This window comes from Pseudomonas sp. RA_35y_Pfl2_P32 (assembly GCF_963970735.1).
Lineage (GTDB): Bacteria > Pseudomonadota > Gammaproteobacteria > Pseudomonadales > Pseudomonadaceae > Aquipseudomonas.
Window position 1 is genome coordinate 81,171 of the sequence record NZ_CAXAQF010000014.1, and the last position, 23,738, is coordinate 104,908.

Annotated in this window: 28 protein-coding genes; 24 read left to right on the plus strand and 4 right to left on the minus strand. The window is 57.2% G+C overall.

Annotation, left to right across the window (positions count from 1 at the left end):
- Positions 1-106 precede the first annotated feature (106 nt).
- The 17 genes from AACY45_RS15730 to AACY45_RS15810 are packed head-to-tail and all read left to right on the plus strand — an operon-like array spanning position 107 to position 12,669.
- Positions 107-583, plus strand: coding sequence for a TerS protein (locus AACY45_RS15730; protein WP_339546311.1), 477 nt, complete (start codon positions 107-109; stop codon positions 581-583).
- Positions 583-2,127, plus strand: a complete 1,545-nt coding sequence (locus tag AACY45_RS15735) for a terminase large subunit (RefSeq protein ID WP_339546312.1) — start codon at positions 583-585, stop codon at positions 2,125-2,127. The genes AACY45_RS15730 and AACY45_RS15735 overlap by 1 nt, the downstream gene beginning before the upstream one ends.
- Positions 2,128-2,134: 7 nt before the next feature.
- Entirely contained in the window at positions 2,135-3,349 is a 1,215-nt protein-coding gene (locus AACY45_RS15740) for a phage portal protein (RefSeq protein WP_339546313.1), read from the plus strand.
- Complete coding sequence (locus tag AACY45_RS15745; protein ID WP_339546314.1) at positions 3,336-3,977, plus strand: HK97 family phage prohead protease; 642 nt, start codon at positions 3,336-3,338, stop codon at positions 3,975-3,977. The genes AACY45_RS15740 and AACY45_RS15745 overlap by 14 nt, the downstream gene beginning before the upstream one ends.
- A complete protein-coding gene (locus tag AACY45_RS15750) occupies positions 3,974-5,182 on the plus strand; it encodes a phage major capsid protein (protein WP_339546316.1) in 1,209 nt (402 codons plus the stop codon). Before AACY45_RS15745 ends, AACY45_RS15750 begins: the two co-directional genes overlap by 4 nt.
- A 53-nt stretch (positions 5,183-5,235) precedes the next feature.
- Complete coding sequence (locus tag AACY45_RS15755) at positions 5,236-5,424, plus strand: hypothetical protein (protein ID WP_339546317.1); 189 nt, start codon at positions 5,236-5,238, stop codon at positions 5,422-5,424.
- Positions 5,425-5,724 (plus strand): head-tail connector protein, encoded by a 300-nt coding sequence (locus AACY45_RS15760; protein WP_339546318.1) that lies wholly within the window; start codon positions 5,425-5,427, stop codon positions 5,722-5,724.
- Positions 5,724-6,056 carry a head-tail adaptor protein gene (locus AACY45_RS15765; protein ID WP_445261189.1) on the plus strand — a complete coding sequence of 111 codons (333 nt, stop codon included), beginning with the start codon at positions 5,724-5,726 and terminating at the stop codon, positions 6,054-6,056. Before AACY45_RS15760 ends, AACY45_RS15765 begins: the two co-directional genes overlap by 1 nt.
- 9 nt (positions 6,057-6,065) lie before the next feature.
- Positions 6,066-6,236, plus strand: a complete 171-nt coding sequence (locus tag AACY45_RS15770; RefSeq protein WP_339546320.1) for a hypothetical protein — start codon at positions 6,066-6,068, stop codon at positions 6,234-6,236.
- Between the two features lie 3 nt (positions 6,237-6,239).
- The gene (locus AACY45_RS15775; RefSeq protein ID WP_339546321.1) at positions 6,240-6,815 is read left to right on the plus strand and encodes an HK97-gp10 family putative phage morphogenesis protein; all 576 of its coding nucleotides are present in this window, start codon (positions 6,240-6,242) and stop codon (positions 6,813-6,815) included.
- Positions 6,808-7,194, plus strand: coding sequence for a DUF3168 domain-containing protein (locus AACY45_RS15780; RefSeq protein ID WP_339546322.1), 387 nt, complete (start codon positions 6,808-6,810; stop codon positions 7,192-7,194). Before AACY45_RS15775 ends, AACY45_RS15780 begins: the two co-directional genes overlap by 8 nt.
- Positions 7,195-7,249: 55 nt before the next feature.
- A complete protein-coding gene (locus AACY45_RS15785) occupies positions 7,250-7,750 on the plus strand; it encodes a hypothetical protein (protein WP_339546323.1) in 501 nt (166 codons plus the stop codon).
- Between the two features lie 40 nt (positions 7,751-7,790).
- The gene (locus AACY45_RS15790; protein ID WP_339546324.1) at positions 7,791-8,120 is read left to right on the plus strand and encodes a hypothetical protein; all 330 of its coding nucleotides are present in this window, start codon (positions 7,791-7,793) and stop codon (positions 8,118-8,120) included.
- A 41-nt stretch (positions 8,121-8,161) separates the two neighbouring features.
- On the plus strand, positions 8,162-8,368 hold the full coding sequence (locus AACY45_RS15795; RefSeq protein ID WP_339546325.1) for a hypothetical protein: 207 nt from the start codon (positions 8,162-8,164) through the stop codon (positions 8,366-8,368).
- 59 nt (positions 8,369-8,427) lie between these two features.
- Complete coding sequence (locus tag AACY45_RS15800; protein ID WP_339546326.1) at positions 8,428-8,685, plus strand: hypothetical protein; 258 nt, start codon at positions 8,428-8,430, stop codon at positions 8,683-8,685.
- 55 nt (positions 8,686-8,740) lie between these two features.
- Positions 8,741-12,181 (plus strand): tape measure protein, encoded by a 3,441-nt coding sequence (locus AACY45_RS15805; RefSeq protein WP_339546327.1) that lies wholly within the window; start codon positions 8,741-8,743, stop codon positions 12,179-12,181.
- The gene (locus tag AACY45_RS15810; protein ID WP_339546328.1) at positions 12,178-12,669 is read left to right on the plus strand and encodes a DUF1833 family protein; all 492 of its coding nucleotides are present in this window, start codon (positions 12,178-12,180) and stop codon (positions 12,667-12,669) included. Before AACY45_RS15805 ends, AACY45_RS15810 begins: the two co-directional genes overlap by 4 nt.
- An 87-nt stretch (positions 12,670-12,756) precedes the next feature.
- Here AACY45_RS15810 and AACY45_RS15815 read toward each other — a convergent pair whose 3' ends face one another.
- Positions 12,757-13,002, minus strand: coding sequence for a hypothetical protein (locus AACY45_RS15815; RefSeq protein ID WP_339546329.1), 246 nt, complete (start codon positions 13,000-13,002; stop codon positions 12,757-12,759).
- A gap of 455 nt (positions 13,003-13,457) precedes the next feature.
- Here AACY45_RS15815 and AACY45_RS15820 point away from each other — a divergent pair, with 455 nt between their 5' ends.
- The 7 genes from AACY45_RS15820 (at position 13,458) to AACY45_RS15850 (ending at position 21,532) form a co-directional block, all read left to right on the plus strand.
- Positions 13,458-16,568: a host specificity factor TipJ family phage tail protein gene (locus AACY45_RS15820; protein ID WP_339546330.1), complete on the plus strand. Its 3,111-nt coding sequence runs from the start codon at positions 13,458-13,460 to the stop codon at positions 16,566-16,568.
- A 12-nt stretch (positions 16,569-16,580) separates the two neighbouring features.
- Positions 16,581-17,057: a hypothetical protein gene (locus AACY45_RS15825; RefSeq protein WP_339546331.1), complete on the plus strand. Its 477-nt coding sequence runs from the start codon at positions 16,581-16,583 to the stop codon at positions 17,055-17,057.
- A 73-nt stretch (positions 17,058-17,130) separates the two neighbouring features.
- Complete coding sequence (locus tag AACY45_RS15830; RefSeq protein ID WP_339546332.1) at positions 17,131-18,864, plus strand: hypothetical protein; 1,734 nt, start codon at positions 17,131-17,133, stop codon at positions 18,862-18,864.
- 9 nt (positions 18,865-18,873) lie between these two features.
- Complete coding sequence (locus AACY45_RS15835; protein WP_339546333.1) at positions 18,874-19,632, plus strand: hypothetical protein; 759 nt, start codon at positions 18,874-18,876, stop codon at positions 19,630-19,632.
- A gap of 58 nt (positions 19,633-19,690) precedes the next feature.
- Positions 19,691-20,485, plus strand: coding sequence for an HNH endonuclease (locus AACY45_RS15840; RefSeq protein ID WP_339546334.1), 795 nt, complete (start codon positions 19,691-19,693; stop codon positions 20,483-20,485).
- Positions 20,486-20,541: 56 nt separating this feature from the next.
- The gene (locus AACY45_RS15845; protein ID WP_339546335.1) at positions 20,542-21,051 is read left to right on the plus strand and encodes a glycoside hydrolase family 24 protein; all 510 of its coding nucleotides are present in this window, start codon (positions 20,542-20,544) and stop codon (positions 21,049-21,051) included.
- Positions 21,052-21,061: 10 nt separating this feature from the next.
- A complete protein-coding gene (locus AACY45_RS15850) occupies positions 21,062-21,532 on the plus strand; it encodes a DUF1353 domain-containing protein (protein ID WP_339546336.1) in 471 nt (156 codons plus the stop codon).
- A 118-nt stretch (positions 21,533-21,650) separates the two neighbouring features.
- On the opposite strand, the gene AACY45_RS15855 is transcribed toward AACY45_RS15850, so the two are convergent.
- The 3 genes from AACY45_RS15855 to AACY45_RS15865 all read right to left on the minus strand — a co-directional run bounded on the left by AACY45_RS15855 (position 21,651) and on the right by AACY45_RS15865 (position 23,583).
- Complete coding sequence (locus tag AACY45_RS15855) at positions 21,651-22,199, minus strand: DUF4760 domain-containing protein (RefSeq protein WP_339546338.1); 549 nt, start codon at positions 22,197-22,199, stop codon at positions 21,651-21,653.
- Positions 22,200-22,783: 584 nt separating this feature from the next.
- On the minus strand, positions 22,784-23,284 hold the full coding sequence (locus AACY45_RS15860) for a DUF4224 domain-containing protein (RefSeq protein ID WP_339546340.1): 501 nt from the start codon (positions 23,282-23,284) through the stop codon (positions 22,784-22,786).
- Positions 23,285-23,373: 89 nt separating this feature from the next.
- Positions 23,374-23,583 carry a hypothetical protein gene (locus AACY45_RS15865; RefSeq protein ID WP_339546341.1) on the minus strand — a complete coding sequence of 70 codons (210 nt, stop codon included), beginning with the start codon at positions 23,581-23,583 and terminating at the stop codon, positions 23,374-23,376.
- Positions 23,584-23,738: the final 155 nt, after the last annotated feature.

The window sequence follows — 23,738 nt, forward strand, 5'->3', positions numbered from 1 at the left end:
TCAAATGATAGGGATTCTCGTCAAGTAGGACCGCCCTCGACTGACATCTGCATCCGTAACCCGGAAAACGCCGCCACAACACATGGCGGCAGTATTGAGAAAACCTATGACAGCCAAGCGCAACCGCTCCGATAGCGCGACATCGGCGGTTGCGGCTATGCGCGCTGCCGGTGTCGGCCCCATCAAAGCTCCGAAGTTTGTAAACCTGCGACCCGGCGACAAGCCATTTTGGGATTCCATTGTGCGCGCGCGTACGCGTGATAGCTGGACTGACTCTGATTTGGTACTGGCCGGTAACTTGGCGCGCTGCCTTTCTGACATTGAACGCCTGCAAAAGGAGATCGATGTGGAGGGCGACGTGCTGAAAAACGACCGTGGCACTCAAGTTATCAACCCAAAACACAGCTTGTTGGAGACGCTGAGTCGCCGTGCGGTGGCTTTGAGCCGAACCTTGCAAGTGCATGCCCAGGCCACGCAGGGTGATTCCCGCGACCAGGGCAAGAAAGCGACCAAGCAGCGCGAAGCTGAAAAGGTTCTTGAGAGTCAGGACGATGACGATCTGATCCCAAGAGCGATGCACTGATGGCTGGCAAGAGCCGCACTCGCGGCCAGCGAGCCATTGCATTCATCGAAAAGTACTGCCGGGTTCCAGAGGGTAAGCACGTTGGTAAGCCCTTACGACTGGATGGCTTTCAGAAGGACTTCATCCTCGCCATCTATGACAACCCGGTTGGGACCAGCACTGCTTACCTGAGTATTGCCCGGAAGAACGGCAAGACTGGTCTGATCGCAGGCATCTTGCTGGTTCACCTGGTTGGGCCGGAAGCCGTGCTCAACTCGCAGATCGTTTCGGGCGCAATGAGCCGCGAGCAGGCCGGGATTGTATTTAATCTGGCCGTGAAGATGATCAACCTGAACCCTGATCTTCAAGCGTTGGTTCACGTCAACCCGAGCGGCAAGAAACTCATCGGTACTCCGTTAAACGTGGAGTACCGCGCACTAGCTGCCGAGGGCAAAACGACCCACGGCCTGTCACCTATCCTCGCGATCCTCGACGAGGTGGGTCAGATACGTGGCCCGCAAAGCGATTTTGTAGACGCGATCACCACTGCCCAAGGCGCGCACGACGCGCCTCTGTTGATCGCGATCAGTACGCAGGCAGCACAAGATAGCGACATGTTCAGTCTTTGGTTGGATGACGCTGAGCGTTCTAAAGACCCGCACATCGTCAGCCATGTTTACAGCGCGCCGAAAGATTGCAGCCTGATTGACCCTGTCGCATGGCGGGCTGCAAACCCGGCGCTCGGCACGTTCCGTTCGCTTCCCGACCTGGAGAAGCAAGCCGAAAAAGCCAACCGCATGCCTGCGTCGGAGAACACGTTCCGAAATCTGTGCCTCAACCAGCGCGTATCTACGGTGTCCGTCTTCGTTTCGAAGGGGGTATGGGAATCGTGCGGCGATGAACCGGACAGCCCAGACGGACTTGATCTGTACGGCGGGCTTGATCTTTCGTTTCGCATTGACCTTACAGCCTTCGTCGTCATCGGTAAGCGGGACGGTAACTGGGGTGCATGGGCGTTCTTCTGGACGCCGGAAGTTGGGTTGATGGAGCGGGCCAAGCGTGATCGCGAGCCGTATGACGTGTGGGTAAGGGAAGGCCTGCTGATCACCACGCCGGGGGCGACTGTTGACTACGCATTTGTGGCTGTGGATATCGCCCGGATTTTGAACGAGCTGGGCGGAGACATTCAGTCGATCGCGTTCGACAGGTACCGGATTGATCTGTTCAGGCGTGATGCGGAAGCCCAGGGCGTGAACTTACCCCTCGTCGAGTACGGGCAAGGATTCAAAGACATGGCCCCCGCCATCGATGCACTGGAATCGGAATTGTTGAACGGACGATTACGCCACGGCATGTCCCCGCTGCTAACCATGTGCGCGGCCAACGCAGTGATCCAAAAGGACCCGGCCGGCGGGCGCAAGTTTGCCAAGGACAAAGCTACCGGTCGTATCGACGGCATCGTCGCGCTTGCGATGGCCTTCGGTGCAACGCTCGGCATTGCACCTGAAAACAACAAGGGCGATATCGACGACTACCTCCAAAACGGATACTCCGGACTTCTATAGGCTCAATATGGCGTCTCGCTGGTACAACCCAATGAGCTGGAGTTTCTTTGGCTTCAACGATCCCAAGACGGGTGAATATGTTGAGGTTCAAACAGACATCGGCGGACAAACGCGCTCGGGCGCAGTCATCACTCCCAAGAAGGCAATGGCAATTCCGATCGTCTGGTCTTGCATCAAGATCCTGAGCGAGACGGTATCCGGGTTGCCCTTGAAGCTCTATGAGGATCAGCCCACCGGCCGGGTTGTTGTGAAGGACAACAAGCGTGCGCTGCGCATCTTGGCGAAGCCAAACCCATACATGACGATGCTGAACTTTATCAAAGCCGCTGTGGTGAACATGGCCTTGCGCGGCAATGGCTACGCGCTGATCGAGCGCGCAGACAACGGTGAGTTCATTGGGCTAGTGCCGGTGGGTGCGGATGCAGTTGAGATCGACACTGACAATGATGGGGGCCTGTTCTACTGGGTGACACTGAAAGGCAAGCGCTTCCCTGTCTCCCCGGAGAACATGTTGCACTTCAAGTTGTTCAGCGCAGACGGTATCGCCGGGCTTTCCCCTGTGGAGTTTCACAAGGAAGCGATGGGTCTCGCCAAGGCAGCGCAGGATTGGTCGGCGCGCTTCATGCGCAAGGGAGGCTTCACGGGTGGCTACGTCATCTACGAAAACTTCCTCACATCCGAACAGCGCGACCAGGTACTGAACAAGTTTCCGAAGATCCGCGACGGGGACGTAGAGGATATCGGCAAGATGGGCCTGCTTGAAGGCGGCCCGACCATCGTTCCCGCCGGCATGACCCAGAAGGACAGTCAGTTCATCGAGTCCCAGCAGTTCCAGGAAGAGGCGCTAGCAGGTATCTGGGGCGTCCCGTTGTACCTGGCCAACCGTGCTGGGAAGACCTCAATAATGGGCTCGAACCTGGAGCAGCAAACCAGCGGCTTCATCACGTTCGGCCTGAGCCCTTACATCAAAGCAATCGAGGACGAGATCAACGACAAGCTGTTCGCAGGAACGGCGCTGTTCGTCGAGTTCGTTGTCGAGGGACTGCTGCGCGCTGATAGCGCGGGGCGGGCTACTTACTACAAGGGCGCCCTGGGCGGTTCCGGCGGCTCTGGCTGGATGACCATCAACGAGGTCCGCCGCAAAGAAAACCTTCCTCCGCTGGCTGGCGAAGAGTACGACCGGGTCACCCGGTGGGAGATGCAGACCAATGTCAAAGCTTGAAGTCCCATTTGAACTGAAAGCGGTGGATGACGCCGGTAACTTCGAAGGCTATGCAGCTGTGTTCAACAATGTCGACCTCGGCGACGACGTCATCCTGCCCGGCGCCTTCACCCGGGTTAAGACTACTCGTGGCGGGAAGTTGAAACTCGCTCTCTATCACGACCTGACGCGGCTTGTCGGTGCCGCTGATTACACCCAGGACGACCACGGTCTGTTTCTAAAAGGCCGTGTGAATTTGGCGGTTAGCTACGCCCGAGATGCTTACGAGCTGATGAAAGCCGAGATTCTCGACAGCATGTCGATCGGCTTCAACACCATCAAGGCGGACTTCGAGGAGCGTGCCGGCCGCCGAGTCCGGATCATCAAGGAGGCTGAACTCTGGGAGGCGTCATTCGTGCCGTTCGGCATGAACCCAGAGGCTCAAGTCCTCACAGTTAAATCTGACATTCGACTTTTCGAGAACGCTCTGCGCGAACGCATGGGGCTTTCCCAGAAGGAGGCGGCAGCAGTCGCCTCGCTCGGCTATCCAGCGCTACGCCGTGACGGCGGAAGCGAGGCCACGGCGATCGTGGAAGAGCTGAAAACACTCTCCAGCACTTTTGACCAATTCTTTAAGGTGTCGCCATGACCGATCCAATCCAAGAAGTAAAGAGCACGCTCGAAGCCCAACTGAAAGAGGGCTTCGGTGGTTTGCAGAAAAAATACGACGCGGTTGCCGACGAGCTCCAGAAGGGCAACACCGTCACCGAGGCGATGAAGGCTCAGATCGAAAACCAGAAGGGCGAGATCGAGCGCGTCATCGAGCAGGTCCAGAAGCTGGAAGAGAAAGGCGTCAAGCTGCGCAACCCCAACCCCGAGAAGAAGAGCTTCATCGACTTCGTCAAAGGCAACGATAAGTATCAAGCTCTGACCCAGAAAAACCAGCCATCTGCCGAAATTGAAATCACCAAATCCGACATGGCCAGCATGTCCGAGACGAAGGTCACCAGTGCTGGACTGGTTGCCCCTCAGTACGACCCGGTGATTCAAGGTGCGCCGCGGCAGAACCTACTGATCCGAGATCTCATTCCGACCACGCCGGTCACCGGGCAGGCATTCACCTACTTCCGTGAACTGCTGCATACCCTGGGTGCAGGCATGGTTGCCGAGGGCGCAGCCAAGCCAACCAGCAACGTGACCTTCGAGCAGGTCACCGACACCATCAAGAAGATCGCCGTCTGGATGCCGGTGACCGATGAAGCGCTCGACGATGTGCCTCAGCTCTACAGCTACATTCAGGAACTGCTGCGCTTTGACCTCGAACTGAAGCGCGAAGGCCAGTTGCTGAAAGGTGACGGCACCGGCAACAACCTGAACGGCATCATGACTCAGGCGACTGTGTTTGACCCGGCACTGAGCAAGGCAACAGACACCGCCATCGACACCGTGCGCCGCGCAATCTACCAAGCGCGCAAGCAGTCCAAGCTGCCTGCCGACGCTGTGGTGATGTCCGACCTGGACTGGATGAACATCGAGCTGCAGAAGGACGGCGAGAACCGCTACCTGTTCGCCAACCTGCAAGGTCTGGTTACTCCCGTTCTGTGGGGGCGCCCAATCGTTGCCTCCGACAGCATGGATGAAGGTGACGGCTCCACCACTGGCGGTGAATTCCTCACCGGTTCGTTCCAGCAGGGAGCACGGATCTATGACCGCATGGGCTTCACCATCAAGGTCGGCATGATCAATGACGACTTCATCAAGAACCAGCGCGCCATCCTGGTGGAAGAACGTCTCGGTCTGGCAGTTCGCAAGAAGTATGCCTTCGTCAAAGGCCGCTTCAACTTCACCGCTTAACGCATATTCCGCTCACGGGGCTTTCGGGCCCCAACCATTACCAGGTGAACAAGATGGAAATCAAAGTGCTGTGGGGCTTCGAAGGCGACCCCGAAAAGCTCAACACTCCGAATGGCCGCGTCTTGGCTGGTGCAACTCTCGATATCGACGATGAGCTGGCCCATACGCTGATCGGCAAGGGTTTGGCCGAGAAGGCCAAACCGACCAACAACAAAGCCGCCAAGCCCAACGAGAACAAGTAAATGATTGACCTGGCCCGCGTGAAACTTCATCTCAAGCTGGACGGTGACGAGGAAGACTCGCTGGTGACTGGCTACTTTGAAGCCGCCAAGGCACACGTTGCCATGCACTGCGATCGCGAGCTGGTAGAAGCCGTGCCGGCAGGCCCAGAGCAAATGGGCTTTACCCCGGACGTCGAGCAGGCGGTATTGCTGCTCGTCGGCCACTGGTACGCCAACCGAGAGGCTGTGGTGACCGGAACAATCTCAACAGCCGTGCCCTTGGCCGTTGACCGACTTCTCTGGCCCAGGAAGCGATTCTGATGAGAGCAGGCCCAATGCGTCACCGCTGCACGATGCAGAAGCAAGAGCGGGTCAAAAACGGAACTGGCGGCTTTGACGTCACCTGGCCAGAAATCGGCAAGCTGTGGGCAGAGATCACATTGCCAACAGGTCGGATTTCTCCCGTCGCTGAGCAGCTCACAGCAGTCGTGACCGCCGAGATACGTATCCGCCCGCGGGCTGATGCGGTAGCTGGCAATCGGCTGGTGCACACGGCGAAAGGCATATCCACCACCTACCTGATCGAAGCAGCATTGCTCAACAACGAGCGCAACATGCTTCGGTTGTTGTGTTCAAACGTACCCAACCCGTAGAGGTGAGCGATGAAAGTAGTTGCCCTGGGCAACCTGTCCGGAGCCATTGGCGACCGAGTGAAAGGTGAAGAATTTGTTGTCGATGCCAAGGTCGGTGTCGACCTCGTTAACCGCGGCCTGGTGCAGGCTGTAAATGATCCAGCCCCTGCTGTTGAAAAGGCCATCAAGGCCAAGGAGTAGGCCATGGCCGCTCGCCGTTCGCGCATGTCTGGTGACTTCAAGTTGCGGCGAACCCTGCGCAACATTCACGCAACGATGGATAACGAGCTTGTTCCGGCAATGCAGGAGTCCGCGGATCAGATCTTGGCCACCATGCGGCAACTGGTACCGCGGGACACGGGGGCCGCCGCTTCCGCATTGAAAGCGTTCGTGTCGAAAAGCGGCTTGGATGCTCAGATCGGCATTCGCGGGAAGAAGGACATGCGCCGTTTCTTCTACCTAAGGTTCCTCGAGTACGGGACCAAGGGCTACAGCGGAACGCTGTATCACCGGGCCGACGCAAGCGCGGTGTCCGGACAGCACACCACCAATCGAGATCGCTCGAAGCTCAAGGGTAAGGATCGCCTCGGGCGTCGAGACACCAAGAACAAAAGCGACGGCACGACCTTCTACGGCAAGTATCCGGATATTCCGGCTCGGCCAGCTCATCCGTGGCTGCGTCCGGCGATGGATGTAAACCGCGAATTCGTCCTGGCCAACATCCGCGCCGCCGTCGCCAGGACTTTGAGCAAGGCCAGTAAAGGAGGCGCTGATGGCTGATCCATCTGTTGCACTGCAGGAGGCGCTGTTCGCCCGTCTGGAGGCCGAGGTGTCCTGTCCAGTTTACGACGGTGCGCCGCTCGATACGCCAATGCCTTACATCTCGTTCGACCGGGAGATCTCTGCGAACACCCGTCCGATCTCTGGTCGCAAGCGCGAACAGCGCCTGATCTATCTGTCGGTTTGGTCTGACGCTCACGGCCAGGCCGAGGTGAAGCGTATCAACGGCGAGATTGTCGCAGCGCTGGACGAGCGCCGGCTGCCACTGGCTGTCGGCCGCGCTGTCTCGGTCAGAGTCGAGCAGGCGGACGCCCAGCGTGATGCTGATGGCGTCACCTATCAGGGATCGATCACGGTCCGCGTTATCACCACTCACTGAATCCAACACCCGGCCGCCCCGCGGCTTTATCCAATGCGCCTTTGGAGGAACCCCCATGGCCGAAGACAACCTCAGTACAGCCGCCGGCTGCCGATTCTCGATCGGCAGCAAGAACGGCGCAGACACCGAAGCAGCCTACAAGGCCGACACCTACGTTGAAGTGGGTGAGATCGAAGACCTCGGCGAGTTCGGCGACACCTTCAGCTCTGTGACCTTCACGTCCCTGGCGGACGGCCGGGTCCGCAAATACAAAGGCACCGCCGATGCTGGCGACCTCACCCTGGCTATCGGTCTCGACAACGGCGACCTGGGCCAGGCAAAGCTGAAGGTCGCGCACAAGGACCGCAGCAAGGGTGATTACAACATCAAGGTCACCCTGAACGACGGCGATCCGACAGCAACCCCGGTGTTGCTCCCGACCACGTTCTACATGCGCGGCAAGGTGATGAACAACACCGTAGCCGCGGGATCTGCTGACAACGTGATCCGCCGCAACGTTACCGTTGGCATCAACTCCGACATCATCGAAGTCCTCCCGACTCCTGCGGCGCCTTAACCTGCGGGGCTCCGGCCCCGATCCATAAAGGATCTGAACCATGAGCAAGACTCTTCACGGTACCGTCGAGATTAAGCTCGATGGCGAGATGTACACGCTACTTCCTACGCTTGGCGCGGTTCGGGCGATTGAGGCTTACTTCGGCGGCCTGCGCGGCGCCTCCCAGGCCATCAATGCTCTGAGCATCGATGGTTGCGCGGTGATCATCGCAGGCGGTGCAGGCTTGACCGGTAAGGCGGCCGAGGCAATCCCCGAGCAAGTTTGGCAGGCCGGCGTGCTGGAAGTGTCCGTGCAGCTCAATGCTTACCTGGTGGCGCTGTACAACCCAAAGGGCCCGAACGCGGGAAAGGCTCAGCCGGCGAAGGCGTAAGCGCTGTCGAGGATGGCAGTTACGTTGACCGGCTCTATGCGGTGGCCACCGGCTGGCTTGGATGGCCGCCCGATCTGGCCTGGCGTACACCGCTCCCTGAGTTGTTCCTGGCCATGGACGCCCGGATCGAGTGGGTCCAGATGACCAGCCCCTTCGGCAGCGGCAAGGCTGGTGGTGGGAAGAACAAGCCCAAGCCTTCGACTGTGGCGGCAAAGCTGCGCCAGGCGCTAACGGGGCACAAAGGCTGATGATTGGGGGGGGCGCGAACTAATTTGATAGGCTATCGGTTTGAACGGAGGCAAAACCGATGCAGATCCTTATAGTCCTGCTTCTTCTTGTCATTGCCATTGCGCTTGCTCCAGGTTTTTTCCTGGGGATTGCTGCGCTGGTAATGTCGGTGGGGGACGTTGTCCTGTTTTCCATGATCTCGGTATTGACGATTCTTGCACTTGTTTATGTTTGGGATAAAAGGTCGTCCAGCGTAGTCCGGCAACTGGCCAGGGAAGAGCGGCGAATTAGAAAGATCACCGACGCCGCCAACAGGGCAAACTCCAAGAAGGAGTAAATGTTCAATCATTAAAAACCCGCTTCGGCGGGTTTTTTATTGCCTGGAGAAAACCATGGCAGATACAGATGTTCAGGGGATGCTGGTCAGGATCGAAGCGACCACGGCACAGTTGCGCCAAGAAATGGCGCGTGCAGATTCCAGCGTTGCCCAAGCGTCGGGGAAAATCGACAAAAGCCTTGGTCGAATTGATGAGGCTTTTGATCGCGCTGGAGAGCAGGCGAGACATGCGTCTGACTTGATCAAAAATGCTCTTGCAACTGCCGTTGGTGCTGTTTCTGTTGGAAAAATCATTGAGGCCGCCGACTCGTATGGACAGATGTCGGACCGAATCGGCATGGCAACCGGGAGCGTCGGTGAGTACAACCTGGTGCAAGAGCGCCTGCTGGAAACCGCTAAGCGCACCTATCGTCCGCTGAGTGAGGCTCAGGAACTTTACATCCGTACAGCGGACAGCTTGAAGTCCATGGGTTACAACACCAAGCAGGCGCTGGATGTGATGGACAGCTTCAGCTTCCTTTTGGTGACCAACTCCGCATCGGCAGATAAAGCCAGCTCAGCCATCGATGCGTACTCGAAAGCGTTACAGACCGGCAAGGTTGAGGCCGATGGGTGGCAAGCAATCCTAGGGGCCATGCCGAGTATTGTTGAAACGCTTCGCGCCTCTACCGGCCGAAGCGCCGAAGAAATCCGAAGCCTTGGCGCCCAGGGCAAGTTGAGTCTTGACTTGCTGACTGACGGCCTACAGAAGTCGGCCGTAGCCAATGGCATCTTGGCTGACAGCATGAGCGTGGCGGTGCGCGATGCGATACAGAATCTGTCGAACGCATTCACCGTTTACATAGGCAGACTCAACGAAACTGCAGACTTTACGGGGGCTTTCGCCAGCGGAATCAGCGGTCTTTCAGATAACTTCGGATCTCTCGCAGAGATTGCAGGTGTAGCTGCCGTTGCCGCCCTCGGGGTTTATGCTCGTGGACTTATCGCTTCAACCGCTGCATCTGTACTTGCTACAAAGGCAGCAGTTGAAGACTCTCTGGCGCGTCGCGCTCAGGCGGCCTCAGTGCTGCTTGCCGCTCAGGCCGATCAGAAAAAAGCACAGACGGCTGTTTTTCTTGCTGAGAAGGAAGCGATTGCCGCGAAGGGGACCGCTGTACAGACGCAGATGTCGCTTCAGCTGGCAGAAGCGAGGATGGTTGAAACTCGCGCAACCAATGCCGTAGCAGTTGCTCAGACAGCTGTAATTGGTCCCGCGAGGACTGTTCTGGGGATACTGGGAGGCCCCGCAGGCATCGCTATGCTGGCTGTCGGCGCCGCAACTGCGTTCCTCACGTTGCGCGACAACACCAGTGTTCTTGAGGAAAAACTGGGTGATTTGAGCGACCCACTGGACAAGTTGATTGAGCGATTCAACAAACTCAATCGTGCCACTCAATCTGTCACATTGAGGGAGCTGAAGGCATCAATCGAGGATGCTGAAAAGGATCTGTCTACTGCCGCTGGCTCTATTGCTTTCGAGTTCCAGAGCGGACTGACAAACGCTGGCTTAGCTGGAGCATCCGGCTTTATGGGGGGCATTGCCCCGTTGCCAGCTGAGTTCCAGGCTGCAATGGATGTGATTTCCAAAGCGTCGGCGGATCAGACCTCCGGCATCGTCGTTGATTGGAAGGCGGTGGCTGATCAGGTGCGAACCGTTCCTGGCGTTACTGCTGAGCTGGCTGATGCTCTTGAGGAAAGTGGGGGGGTGGCTGCCAATAAGGCTGAAATTCTTCTCAGGCTAAAAGATACCCTGACTGAGCTCACCGGAGAGACTGACGCCAATACGCGCGCTGAGCGCGAGAATGCTGCAGCACGCGCTGGCGCAATTCAGGACGGCCAGAAGTATCTGGACCAGTTGTTAAAGCAACTGGCCGCGTCTCAGGACAAGACGAACCTCGATGCGGCAAACCGGTACATCAAGGAGAACACCCTACTCACCGAGGGGCAGATCGTCGCGATCAAGTCGGCGGCTGCGGCCAAGGATGCTCAGAAGGCTGCCGACGATGCCGCGGCAAAAGCCTCAAGGAAAAATTCCACTGAAGGACAGTCAACCGCCAAGCAACAGCTCAAGTCGTTCGAGTCGACCGAGGAGGGCTACAAACGCCAGATAGAGTTGATCAACACTACGGGCGATAAGCAGAAAGACGCCACTGAGGTGATGAAGCTGTCCTTCGAGCTGCAGGAAGGGAAGCTCGGCAAGCTGAGTGAGGCGCAAAAGAAAAAGCTCATGGGCATGGCCGCCGAGCTTGATGCGTTGAATAAGCTGAAGAAGGCCAACGAGGATGACCTGAAGCTGACCGCTTTCAGGAATGCTCAGGGTGTTGGCACTCAAACCATTAAGGATGGGTTTGACCAGGAGTTGAAAGGCGTCGGCATGGGCGACAAGTCCCGGGACCGTATGCGTGCTGATCTGGCGCTTCAGCAGAAGTATGCCGCCGATGTCGCAAGCCTCGACGAGCAGTACCAGGCGAAGAACATCAGCAAGGAGCTGTACGGCAGCCAGACCACGGTGCTCAAGGAGGCCTTGGCCGAACGGATCATTGCCCAAGAGCTGTACTACCAGGCCATTGATGAGCAGCAATCCAACTGGATGAACGGCGTCAACGAGGCATGGGCCAACTATGCGGATGCAGCGCGGAACTATTCGGCGCAGGCAGCGGACCTCACCAGCACTGCCCTTGGAAGCTCGACCAGCGAACTGGGTACGTTTTTTTCGGACGTGGCCACAGGCGCTGAAGATGCGGGAGATGCGCTGGGCAACATGATTGGCAACTTTGCTAAGTCGATGGTTAACGCGCTGGCCGACATGGCAGCGCAGTGGTTGATTTATCAAGGCGTGCAGATGCTGGTTGGCAAGGCCACTCAGGTCAGTGCAGCCGGAGTCATGGGGGCAAATGCTCAGGCAACTTCATTACAGGCTGGCCTGGCTGCATTTGCATCGACAGCTGCGATTCCGATCATTGGCCCGGCAGCGGCGCCGGCGGCCATGGCTACGGCACTCACCATCACCGGGCCTCTTGCTGCAGCTGTGGGCATGACCGCGATGGCTGGGGCTGGGTTCATGACCGGCGGGTATACCGGGCATGGTCGCCGAGATGAGATTGCTGGTCCTGTGCACCGTGGTGAGTATGTGTTCGACGCTGAAGCTACTGCGCGCATCGGTGTTGGCACGCTCGAAGCCATGAGCAACGGCAAGGCAGCGATCATTGGCGGCCCTGCCAGTTCCTCCGGCCCTGCTGCCGCACCCGGGGCGGCCGCTGCGCAGGCAGCGTCGCCGCTCAGTGTTCAGATACTCAATTACGGCAACGGCAAAGTGAGCACCCGCATGGATGGCGATCAACTCAAGGTGATCATTGCGGCGGTCGATGATCACCTTTCGGCAGGGTTCAGGTCGGGGCAGGGCAAGGTTGCCAAAACTTATGAGTCGACCTACGCGAATAAGAGGGCAGGCCGATGACTGCGCTTGAAACGCTGTATGCGTCGGGCGGAAAGAGTGACGTGGCCATTATCCCTACGCTGGAGCTTTCATGCCCAGCGTGGGCGGAATCGATCTACATCTGTCAGGGATTTGACGACATCACCGCAAAGACCGAGGCGGGGCTGACACGGAAGTTTGTTGCCGCCGGGATCGATGTGGCATTGCCGAAGCGTGACAACAGCGGCAACCAGGCACTGACATTCGCGATCGACAACGTCACCGGTATCGCTCAGCAGTTGATCGACCAGGCGTTGGACGCTCGGGCAAAGATCGGGATGGTGTTTCGCGTCTATGTTTCGAATGACCTCAATGCCCTGGCCGAGGCGCCGTATCGAATGACTGTGCTGGGCGGAACCATGGAAGGTTCCACTGTTCATCTTCAGGCCGGTTATTTCGACCTGATCAACCTGGCCTGGCCGCGCCGCAAGTACACCTTGGACTTCGCTCCCTGCCTTCGGTACATCTAATCAACCCCCCGCATCAATGATGCAGGGATGTCGTAAGGAGAGCTTATGATCAATGTCGTCGTTGAAAACAATAGCGGTATTGCCTTGTCATTTCAGGCCGTCGAAAGGATGAAGGGAGACAGTTATCGCCTTGAGATAATGGTCCTCCCCGCGGATGAACTCCAGCGACATACCAGGGATCAGCTTTTGCTCGAAGATCCATCCCCCAGCAAATTCGAACGTAACGAAGCCGACAGTCGGCTTCCCTAAGAGCTCGACGCTGACAGTCTGACCAATTGGGGTTTTTGCAATCAGGGCAGTAATTGCCTGTGCAATTTCAACTTCCTCTTTCATTTGTGTCGCTCCTTTTTTCGACACGCTACTACGCAAACCCTGTCCAGCGTTACTGGCTATTCGCCCAGTTCCGAGGCCAACCATGCTTGAAAAATATCTAAACGCTTCCTACGAGGACGGCGGGCGAAGCCATGCGCGCCTGGATTGTTGGGGCTTGGCGCGGCTCGTTCGGCATGAGGTCTACGGCTTGCCGCTACTCCCCAGCTGGGGCCACGTCCGCAACACCATGCCGAAGGAATTCACCCGGGCGGTGAATGAGGGGGCGGGCGCCATGGAGCGTTGCGAACCGGAGGTGGGGGCGATCGCTTGTGTGTGGCGTGGGCTCATTTGCTTCCACGTCGCAGTGATTGTCGAGGTGAACGGCCGGCTTTACGGAATGGAGATGAAGCCAACCGGCGCCACGATCAAGCCCCTGCGCAGATTCCAAGACCAATACATAAAAGTGAGTTACCACCGTGATCGAACTCTACCCGAGCAAGCTGGAGGGCGAGCCTCTCGAGCATCACAAGACTGATCGCGTGATGACCATCGAAGCCTGGTTGGTTGCCAATGTGCCGAGCTACCAGGTGCTCGAATCACCGCCAATCAGCATCGAGGTCAATGGGCTGTTCATTGATCCTGCGAGCTGGCCCAAGGTGGAGTTCAGCCCAGTAGACACTGTCCGGATCTATCCAGAACCCAAAGGCACTGGTATCGGTGAGATGGCTGTATGGGCCTTGGTGGCGGCCGTGGTGGTAGCTGGCGTGATAATGGCCACCCAGAAACCACTGGCGACGCTGAACACTGCGAGCAACCCCACCGGGAAAGGGCTGGGCCTGGCGAAAACCACCGCCAACCAGGTGAAGCTAGGCGACGTGATCCGAGAGTGCTCGGGCAAGAACGAAATCTTCCCCGACTATCTGACGCCGACTCGGCGGTACTTTGGCAGTGACCCCAAGGTTCAATGGATTGAGATGCTGTTGTGCATCGGCGTGGGTGAGTTCGATATACCGCCTGGCCAGGTGCGTATCGGGGGCACACCGATCGCTTCGCTGGGCAGCACGGCAAGCTACACCATCTATGGCCCTGGCGAATCAGTAGCGGCTGAACCTGCACGGCTGTGGTGGCATAACTCGGACGAAGTCGGTTCGACCTCGACCGGCAGCGCCGGCCTGACCCTGACCACCACCACGGACATCGACCAGCAGTTGACCGCCGAAACAGTGCAGTTCAGCGAGTTCTCAGTCTCAGTGCCGCCGTCGGCCGGGTGGTTCCCGTACGGATGGGACGCCGGCCTGATCACCCGCATCGAAGTTATGTACCCATACCTCTTCATTGCACCGGCGGACGGCTCGGCGACAGTGATCACCGGTGACCATGTACCGATGCTCAACCCATTCCTGGGCATGAAGATCGAAATCACGGGCGCCAATGCGGGTGAGTACGTGGTGGCCACCTATGACCCGTACGTGCCGGGTGTGCCGGCGGTCGCTGGGAGCGCTTCCTGGGTGACAGGTAACGCTGCTCCGGCTCGTTATGACTTCGATGTCACGCCGCTGACTTTCATCGTGAGCCGTGGGGCCAGCACCTTTACCGTGGATCTCGACGCAGCCGCGACGGATCTAGCAGGGCTGGTGGTGGCCGTGAATGCTGAGCTGATTGGGTCAGGCTTGGTCGCCAGCGCCTCGGGCGGATTCTTGCGGATCGCTGAATCAGCCTCGCCGTACAGCGGTACTGCGCTCTCTCTGGGCGGCTCGACGCCGACAGTGTTCGGTTCATCGCCAGTATTCGTCACGGGTGTGCAGACGGTTGCTGCAGCGGATGCGGTACCGGCCAAGATCACGCTTGCATACGATGGCGGTGCGCCGGTTATCGGCCTGCAACCCGGCACCCTTTGGTCCTGTATCGGTTATCGCGATATGCGGTACCGGATCAGCTCTGTCTCGGACGACGCGGTTGATGATGACGAAGCCACAGAGGACGTTGACGAAAGCCACGGTCCTTCGGCAATCACCGTCATCCGACTGACCGATACCGGCGCCGAGGATGAGGATTGGCTGGGCTTCGACGACCTTGAGACCAATACCGCCTCGATCGCGCTCGACGGCTCGACCACCGAGGGCGACTGGGCTGGGCCGTTCTACGCCTGCCCGGAGGGGGAGACCATCCGGCGGTTTGAGGTCGACTTTTTCTTCCCGCAAGGCTTGGTTCGTTACACGGAAAAGAACGGCAACAAGCGCTCCCACTGGGCTCGCGCCGAGGTTCAGTATCGCGATGCAGCTACGGCCGGCGCCTGGACCAGTGTTCCCTACCGTTTTGAAGCGATGAGCTCGGATCAGCAGGGATATACCCGGGCCATCACGGCTCCGACGTACATCCGTCCCGAAGTCCGGCTTCGACGTATCGGCGAGGAGTCGCCAGAAAACTTCAAGTTCAACCGAGTCCAGTGGTATGGCCTGCGCGGCCGTATCGACAAGGCCCCGACCAAGTACGAAGGCTGCACAGTCATGGCTTTGTATGTGCGTGGTGGCGACAAACTGTCTGCGCAATCACAGAGCCAGGTCTCCGTGGTAGCAACCCGCAAGCTTCCGGTGCTGGTTGATGGTGCCTGGAGCGTGCCGACGCCGACGCGTGACATCGTGCCGTGGGTCAACTACGTGCTGAAGTCTGTCGGCGGTACCGATGACGACATGGATGTCGAAGAGTTGGCGCGCTACGGCGCTATCTGGAGTGGTCGAGGCGATCACTTCGACTATCCAGTCGAAGAGAGCAGCACGGTCAAGGAGTGCCTCAATGATGCGCTGCTTGCTGGCTTCGCTGAGTTCACACTCGAGCGCGGCAGGGTAACTCCGGTGCGGGATGAGCCGAGGACCGTTTTTGAGCAGATGTATACCCCTCAAAATATGACCGGCTCCCTGAAGCGGAATTTTACAACACCCGCTCCGGACGATTACGACGGCGTCGAGGTGAAGTACATCGATGAGGTGACTCACGCTGAAGAGATCGTCGACTGCAGCCTGCCTGGCGATGCCAAGCAAACAGTGCAAACAGTCACTTTGAAGGGTGTTACTAACCGCGATAGAGCGTGGCGGATTGGTCGCCGCAAGCGCCGAGCACAGGTCTACCAGAATAAAAGCTACAGCTGGGGAACCGAATACTCAGCGCTTAACAGCCGCTACCTTAGTTACTGCGCCGCTGCCGATGACATCCCAGGTTATGGGCAGAGCTCAGTTCTGATGGGGCTGACATTTGGCAACGGGTTGGTCCTGCTGGAAAGTTCTGAACCCTTGGTTTGGAAGGCTGGCGTATCCCATGTGGTCGGCCTGCGGCGTCCGGATGGATCCGTTAGTGGGCCGTGGCCGGCTACTCGGGTGGATGACTTCCGCCTGACGATCCCATCGCTGGACTTTAGTCCTGAGCTGTCCTGGGAGATTGAGCCGCCTCACCTGTTGTTTGGTGAGTCCACACGCTGGTGCTATCCCGTGTTGGTCACATCAATCGATCCTGGTGATTACTCGGCGGAGATGGAGGCTGTGAATTACGACGTGCGCGTCTATACAGACGACAACAACTTCGCCCCCAACTAAGGACCGCGGAACATGCTTTCATTCCCGGATGATCTTCCGCTACCTGTGGGGGAGGGGTACGGCTTCAAGCCTGTTAGCCCAATAGTTCGAACGCCGATGGCCAGCGGCAGAGCAATGCAGCGCCGACGGTTTCTCAGCGTTCCAACGATTCTGCCAGTCAGCTGGCTGTTGACGTCAGAAGAAGCAAAGCTCTTCGAGGGATGGTGCAAGTGGGGAATTGGCTGGGCGGACTGGTTCCTCTGCCCGATCAAATCCCCGCTCGGACTGAAGCCTACACGCGCAAGATTTACCGATATCTATGAGGGGCCAGAGTTCGTTGCAGATGACTTGTGGCGCTACACGGCCACACTTGAGCTGTTTGAACTCCCAATCCTCAATGAAGCCGATCTAACTGACCTACTGGCAGGCATGGACATCGCTGTCATGAGTGCCGAACTACGCAGCCTTCTTGAGCGCTGGTACACCAAGTCCTGGCCAGGGGCGACATAGCCGCTCGATTCACAGATCACTTTTCAATTCTATAGCCCGCCACTGAGTGGGCTTTTTTTCGCCTGGAGTAAACATGAGCGGACCATCGGATCTCGCGCGACTGACGGTGACGATCGATACAGCGAACGAGCTGTTTTTGTCGGAAGTGCCGGAGATGATCGACGTCGGTGACGGCGTGATGCGCCCTACAAATGCCAAGGTGCTGGCGGATCTCTCGACGCAGATGAGCGGTGCGCTGATCTACACGACCACGGCATTGGGCCTGGCAGGAACGGCTTCTGGAGGGTATTTCAGCGTCATTTCCAGTCTCGGTGATGAGTACATCATCCTGTACAGAAACAGCGCTGGTGCGGCGGTGGAAGTTGATCGCTACCCCAATGCGGCTGCTATCAGAAACATGCAGAACCTGGTCCGGAGAACCGACGAGGCTGTGGACTACCTCAACATCACAGATGAAGAGGGCGGCATCCGGTTGGCTGCCAGTGCGGATCGGCTGCGTACTGAGTTTTTTGAGCTGCGTACAGGTACCGGCTTTGGACTCATCGATGACGAGGGTGGACTTCCAATCTATGCCGATGCCGAGAAAGCCTACTTGGGGCCGATGGAAGTCCGCTTCATGGATTATCCCGCGGTAGTGTGGGGTAACGAGGAAGGCGAGATCATCGGCGGCCTGCCGGGTGAGAGCTCAGTGATTACCAACCCACTTAACTCTGAACTGCTGTTCGCACCGATTGTGGCGGTTGCGGAAGATGGAAGCTCCAACATCTACCCGCAAGCCATACTGAGCAATCGAGAAGCCGCCCATTTGATTTCTGCTGGTCTTTTTAGCTTGACGCAACCGAAGGCCAGTTACGGGAGTGTGCTTGAGGTGTCAGATGAGTATGGGCCTGATGCTGTTCTGACTCTTCGCCTGAATGGGTCAACCGACGCCCGCGCCACCGCGCAACTCACTATCAAGACGGCACCTACACAGCCAACCCCAAAGCCTCTCAAAGTTCTCCTGTTTGCTGACAGCATCGGGAACAACCAGGGTGCGATGTATCTCAAGCAGTTCCTGGAGGTATCCGGCTATGCACCGACTTTCATCGGTACAGTCAACGGCTCGGTGGACGCCACGCGCTTCAATGCTGACGGCCCTCTTGGCGAGGCTCGCTCAGGTTGGGAGTACGGTGACTACATGTTCAGCAACTCCAATCGGGCCTTGATCGTAGAGCCTGGTGCTGAAGCCACCTATCTGGCCATGAGCAAGGAGAGCAAGCTGAACAGAAATCCTTTTCTGCGGGTTGCCGCTGTCGGTGATGACCCGGCGATCATTCAGAACGGGTATGTCTTCGATGTTGCGTTCTACCAGACACGCTTTGGGCTTGAGGTTCCCGACGTGGTTATCAACGCCATGGGCACCAACGATGCTACCTATCAGCCCTCCAGCACTATCTACAACACCTGCCTAGTCAACGACACGATCTTCAACCGCCAGATCGCATCAGCTTGGCCCAGTGCCAAGGTGATCCGCACGATCCCCGCCACCGGTATTGATCCTGTGCGCAGTCCACTCTGGACGACTAAGTACACACAGATCATTCGGGCTATGAAGGCCGCTGCCGCAGGTCATCCAAATGTCTGGGTCGCTCCCCTGTGGGCAATGATCAACCCGGATTTGGGTTTCCACCGAAACACGGCGCAGCCTGGGTCTGACGGGTTTGTAAAGGGCAATTGGACCGACCCCGTTCACCCGATCGGCTCAGGCCGGCAGGAATACTACAAAGCCATGGCTCCATTCGTGGCAGTCGCCGCACTCAACCTTTAAGGAATAACTATGGGAATTTTACTCGTTGCTGCCGGGGCTGTGGCTCCATGGAATTCGAAAGTGGCTCTGCCTGTAATGCGTGGCCTGGAGGCATACTTCACGTTCGATACCGATGCCGCGCGTTTCGGGTTCAACCGGGCGCCGGGAAAAGCCGATGCCCTGGTAACAGGTGCACCTCTGGCGTTCGCCACTCACGGGCGATTTAACGGTCAGACCAACTTCTTGACCACCAAGATCTCGGAAACCCCCAACCAGACCATCATCGTTGTAGGGAAGTCCGTCGCAACAGTACCTGTGGGAAGCACCCAGATTGATCAGCCTTACTACGTGGGCAACGCCTACGGTTCGTCCGTGAACCCACCCTATGTTGGCAAAACATCGACGGGCGTCAATCTCTATCATCCGGACAACGCTCGCCTGTCGGCTTCCGGGGCGCGCGATAACGGTTCGGGTGACCCGTCTTCTGCCGCGGCAAGCCTGGGAGCCACGCCAGCTACCTCCTGGGCCATCCGCGCCGCGCGGGTGACGGATACCGGCCCCAACGTAGCTATGGACCTGACGTCAAACACCAGCGCAGTGGGCACCAACACCAACGCGCGCATCCTGAACGACAAGACATACCGTATCGGGGCTGTTGCGCTCAATGCGAGTGCACTCGTAGACATCTCGAGTGTTGCGATCTACTCGGTAGCTCTAACGGACGCAGAAATACAGCTCATTGCAGGTGTAATGCGCAAGCGGATGTTGCGATTGGGAATCGTCGTATAGCATATCGCTACCACGCTGCTACTCTGGCTGTTCAGCCCTATGAACAGTCAGGTTTAAAATGGCCAGAACGACTATACCTCCAGCTGTAAAGTATGATCTTAGGAAAGAGGTAGGATTCGGTTGCCCAGTTAGGAACTGCGGTAATCCCTATCTTGAATATCATCACTTTGATCCGCCCGTTAGCGTTAGGCCTCACAACGAACCAAGAGGGATGATTGCGTTATGCCCCCATCATCATTCAATGGCAGATGGTGGCGCATTTACCGTCGAGCAGTTACACGAAATGAAATCCAACAAAGTATCTGCCGAGAGGGTTAAAGGTAACTTGGAGTGGTTGAGGAACGAGTTGTTGGTTTTTTCTGGGGGGAATATCTACCACCAGACGCATAAGGTTCTGAATGTCGACGGGATTGATGTGGTTTCTTTCAATCGCGATGAGCAAGGAAATCTCGCGCTTTGTGTGAATATGTTGAGCCTTTCCACCGAGGAAAGGATGGTCATTCGTGACAATTCTTGGGAGGAGATTGGATCGCCGAAGGACTTGCGAAGCCCGCCGCAAGGAAAGGAACTTGAGGTCTCGTATCATAACGGGGACCGGATATACATTAGGTTTAGTGTAGTAAATAGCGAGCAAGAAGCTTTTGATAAGTATGGAGTGCAAGGTCTTTTAAAGAAGGGTCGCGTTAAATATCCTGTAACGGTTCTGGAGTTGGAAGTTGATATTGCTGGGACTGATTTGAAAATCCTTTCTAAGTCCGGGGAGATTCCTGGCGGAAGTATCTCGGGTGGATTTACAAGCCATTCATACTGCGCACTCCGCATAAATAACTCCGGTTATAGATGGGGGCGCTGATAAGTACTTTTTACGAGCCCGCCGAGTGCGGGCTTTTTTTCGCCTGGAGAAAAGCAATGGCAAGACTTTCAGAGAGCAGGGCGGGGAGCCGTAATGCGCTCGCCTTCCTCGATATGCTGGCTTGGGCAGAGGGCACCGGCACTTCCCCGGCCACGGCCATGGATGGCTACGACGTGATCGTCACTGGCATCGATAGAAAGCCAGAGGTGTTCAAGGACTTCAGCGATCACCCCTTCGCCAATGGCCGCAAGTCCAAGGTCATCAACAGCAAGGGGCTGACCTCGAACGCCTCCGGCCGCTACCAGCAGATGCTCAAGGACTGGCCGCATTACCGGGCGCTGCTCAAGCTGCCGGACTTCAGCCCGATCAGCCAGGACCTGTTAGCCCTGCAGCACGTCCGCGAATGCCGGGCACTGCCGGACGTGCACGCCGGCCGGATCGAAACCGCAATCAAGAAGTGCCGGAAGATCTGGGCCAGCCTGCCCGGGGCCGGCTATGGCCAGCGCGAGCACCGGCTCGAGGACTTGATTAAGCAGTTCCGCCTGGCGGGCGGGACGCTGTCCTAGGGAGGTGGCAATGGAGTCATTCACCGCCCCTCTGGACATTCGTTATGACGCGCAAGCCAGCAAGGCCCTGGGTTCCGATCACTGGCGGGTAATCACGCCGTTCCGCTACTACCTGGGCAGCAAGTACAGCGAGCAGTGGGTCACTGTGCCGGCGGGCTATCTCACGGACGGGGCCAGCGTGCCGCAGTTGCTATGGAACCTGATTCCACCGTGGGGCAGCTACGGCCAGGCTGCCGTTGTGCACGACCTGCTGTGCGAGTACCTGGCGATCGTGGTCGCCGGCGAGCTGGTGAGCATCTCGCGTGAGCGCTGCGATGAGATCTTCTGCGAGTCCATGGGCGTGCTTGGAGTGCCAGAGTGGAAGCGCTGGGCGATCTATCAGGGGGTGAGCATGTACCGAAAGCTGGCTCGCATCGAAAAGCCTTCCACCACAGCGTTGAAGCGAAAGCTCGAAGCGACCTGGCAGCCACTGCCGAGGTAACTGTGAATTGATCGCGTAGTCGGCGTGCAGAACGTATGCAGAGGGGGGGGCTCTTCGGGGGAGGGGGGTGGTGATAGAAACTAAAAACCCGGCATCGAGGCCGGGTTTGGAATTGTATTCATGCGTCACAGTGCAGCTTTTGTTGATCCCATCTTTTCGCGAGCAATTCAAATTCTTGGAACAGCGTGTCGATCTGATTTTGTCGCCGAAGCTCCATGATAAAGGCCTTCATGGCTCTCCAATCGCGCATCACCTGGCTATACACCGCTCGCTTGTAGATGCTCTCATCTAGAGCGCCTTCCCGTATGCCTAGGGCGATAAACTCGTAATTGTTGATTATCGACAAGATGTGGCTGCGGGTTTCGTCCTGGGCCTTGTCACGGGTTGCCAATGAGGTGAAATCACCGCCATTGTTATGAATCGCCCCCACAGATTTTTTGGATTCGATCAGGTTTTGATCGGTTCTCTGGGTCAACAATAGGTCAATGGTGGCCCTTTGTTGGGATAGCTTTTCATTGTGGCTAATAGATCGGCGAGACAAACGTCCGTTGATGATAATTGTGACAACGGCGGCTCCCGCTCCTAACAGGATAACCGCCGTCTGCACCCAAAACCCTATGGTTTCACCGAGGTATAAGAGTGGCTGCTCTACGGCAACTGGATCCATTCAGTAATCTTCCCATCCATCCCTTGCGAAGTTTTTCATTGCGTTTTCCTCTCAGGTTGGTGCAATCCATGGCGCAATAGTGTCTTGAAAATCTTGCACCAGTGAGACGCTCGATTCGTGTGTCACGACACGATTAGCGCCAAACTGACAACGTGCTACGACACATGGTAGATGAAAGATTGGGGAATTGATCTGAGATATCAACCATTGAGCGTGTAAGAGAATGCTTACACGACGAGCGGTAAAGACGTGATCTTTGGGGCTGCACAGCACTGGTTTCGATTGTCAATTTATTCTAGCCCATAAAATGCAAAGCCCCGAAGGTTCGCAGCTTCGGGGCTTCTATTTTCGCCTCCATCCCTTAATGTCTGGCGAACGTGGCGCGAGACTACCAGTGGGAGAGGGATTTTTCACGACGGATTTTAAAGGTGATTGTGTTCGGAAGGCAGGACACCGAGAGAGGGTGTTGCTCGTACCAATGACCGTGTAAAGCAGGTTAAAATCGGGTATCCCTGAGTAAGGAAGTGCCTGGTTTCATTGGCCCTGAGTACTTTGCCTTACCCGTTTAGAATCGCGGTGTTAGCTCATACCAAAAACGTTACAGGTTTCGCTTGGGTGGTCTTTCCGTTCCGCTGTCTTCTAAGGTCAGCGGCGTTCGGCTTCTTCAGCTCCGCGGTCACGGGAATGTATGCCGGCCACTGAGCATCCAGAAAAGCCTCATACCTCTTCAGGCTATACATTATCGAGCCATCAACTTTTGACCATACGCTTCGCGGTATCACTTCCCTTGAGCGCTTTGCTTGCAGCGATCGCGCAGTTGTACCTATGAGTTCGGCCATCATTGATTCTGAGACCTTGTCCCAGTTTTCCGTGATGTCGATGAGTCCGCAGACAGTCGGATCTGCTGGCTGGTCGTCGGGGAATGTATCGCGTTCCACTTTGTCTAGCAGTGCTTGCTTGGGGACCTTAGGTCGACCATCTCCACCTAGAACAAACGGTATAGCATTGGTTCTAAGCCAGCGGACCTGTATAGCCGGTCGATAATGACCTGTAAGGTCGGCCACTTCTTCCTTCGTCAAGAACATCGCATTCTCCTGGCAAGCGCTCTGCCTAGTTGCGGTTGACCTCGGTCACTCATGTCCTTGGATAGTCGGTTAGGAGGCTGCTTAGTCGATCACTCCGGCGCCATCAGCACCGCCAGCGTCAGCTTGATGAACTCCTCGTTGCGGTCGATCGTGTCTAGGGCGCCGCGGACGTTATCGGCGACGTCTGCCGAGCCGCGAGCCTCTACCCAATTCGAAAGCTCCAAGATGGCGGCCTCTAGGGCGAGCTGGTTCTCATTGATCTTGAGCAGCAGGGAAGGCAGCAGGTCAGAATTTGGCATCGCGAATCCTCCGTGGAGTTTTCAGCGTAGCACTGGAAATTCGGGGGATCTCGGGTAGGAAGGTTCAGAAAAAAAAGCTCCGAAGGTTCGCGGCTCCGGGGCTTCTATTTTTCGCCTGCATCCCTTAATGCCTGGCGAACGTGGCGGCGAGAATA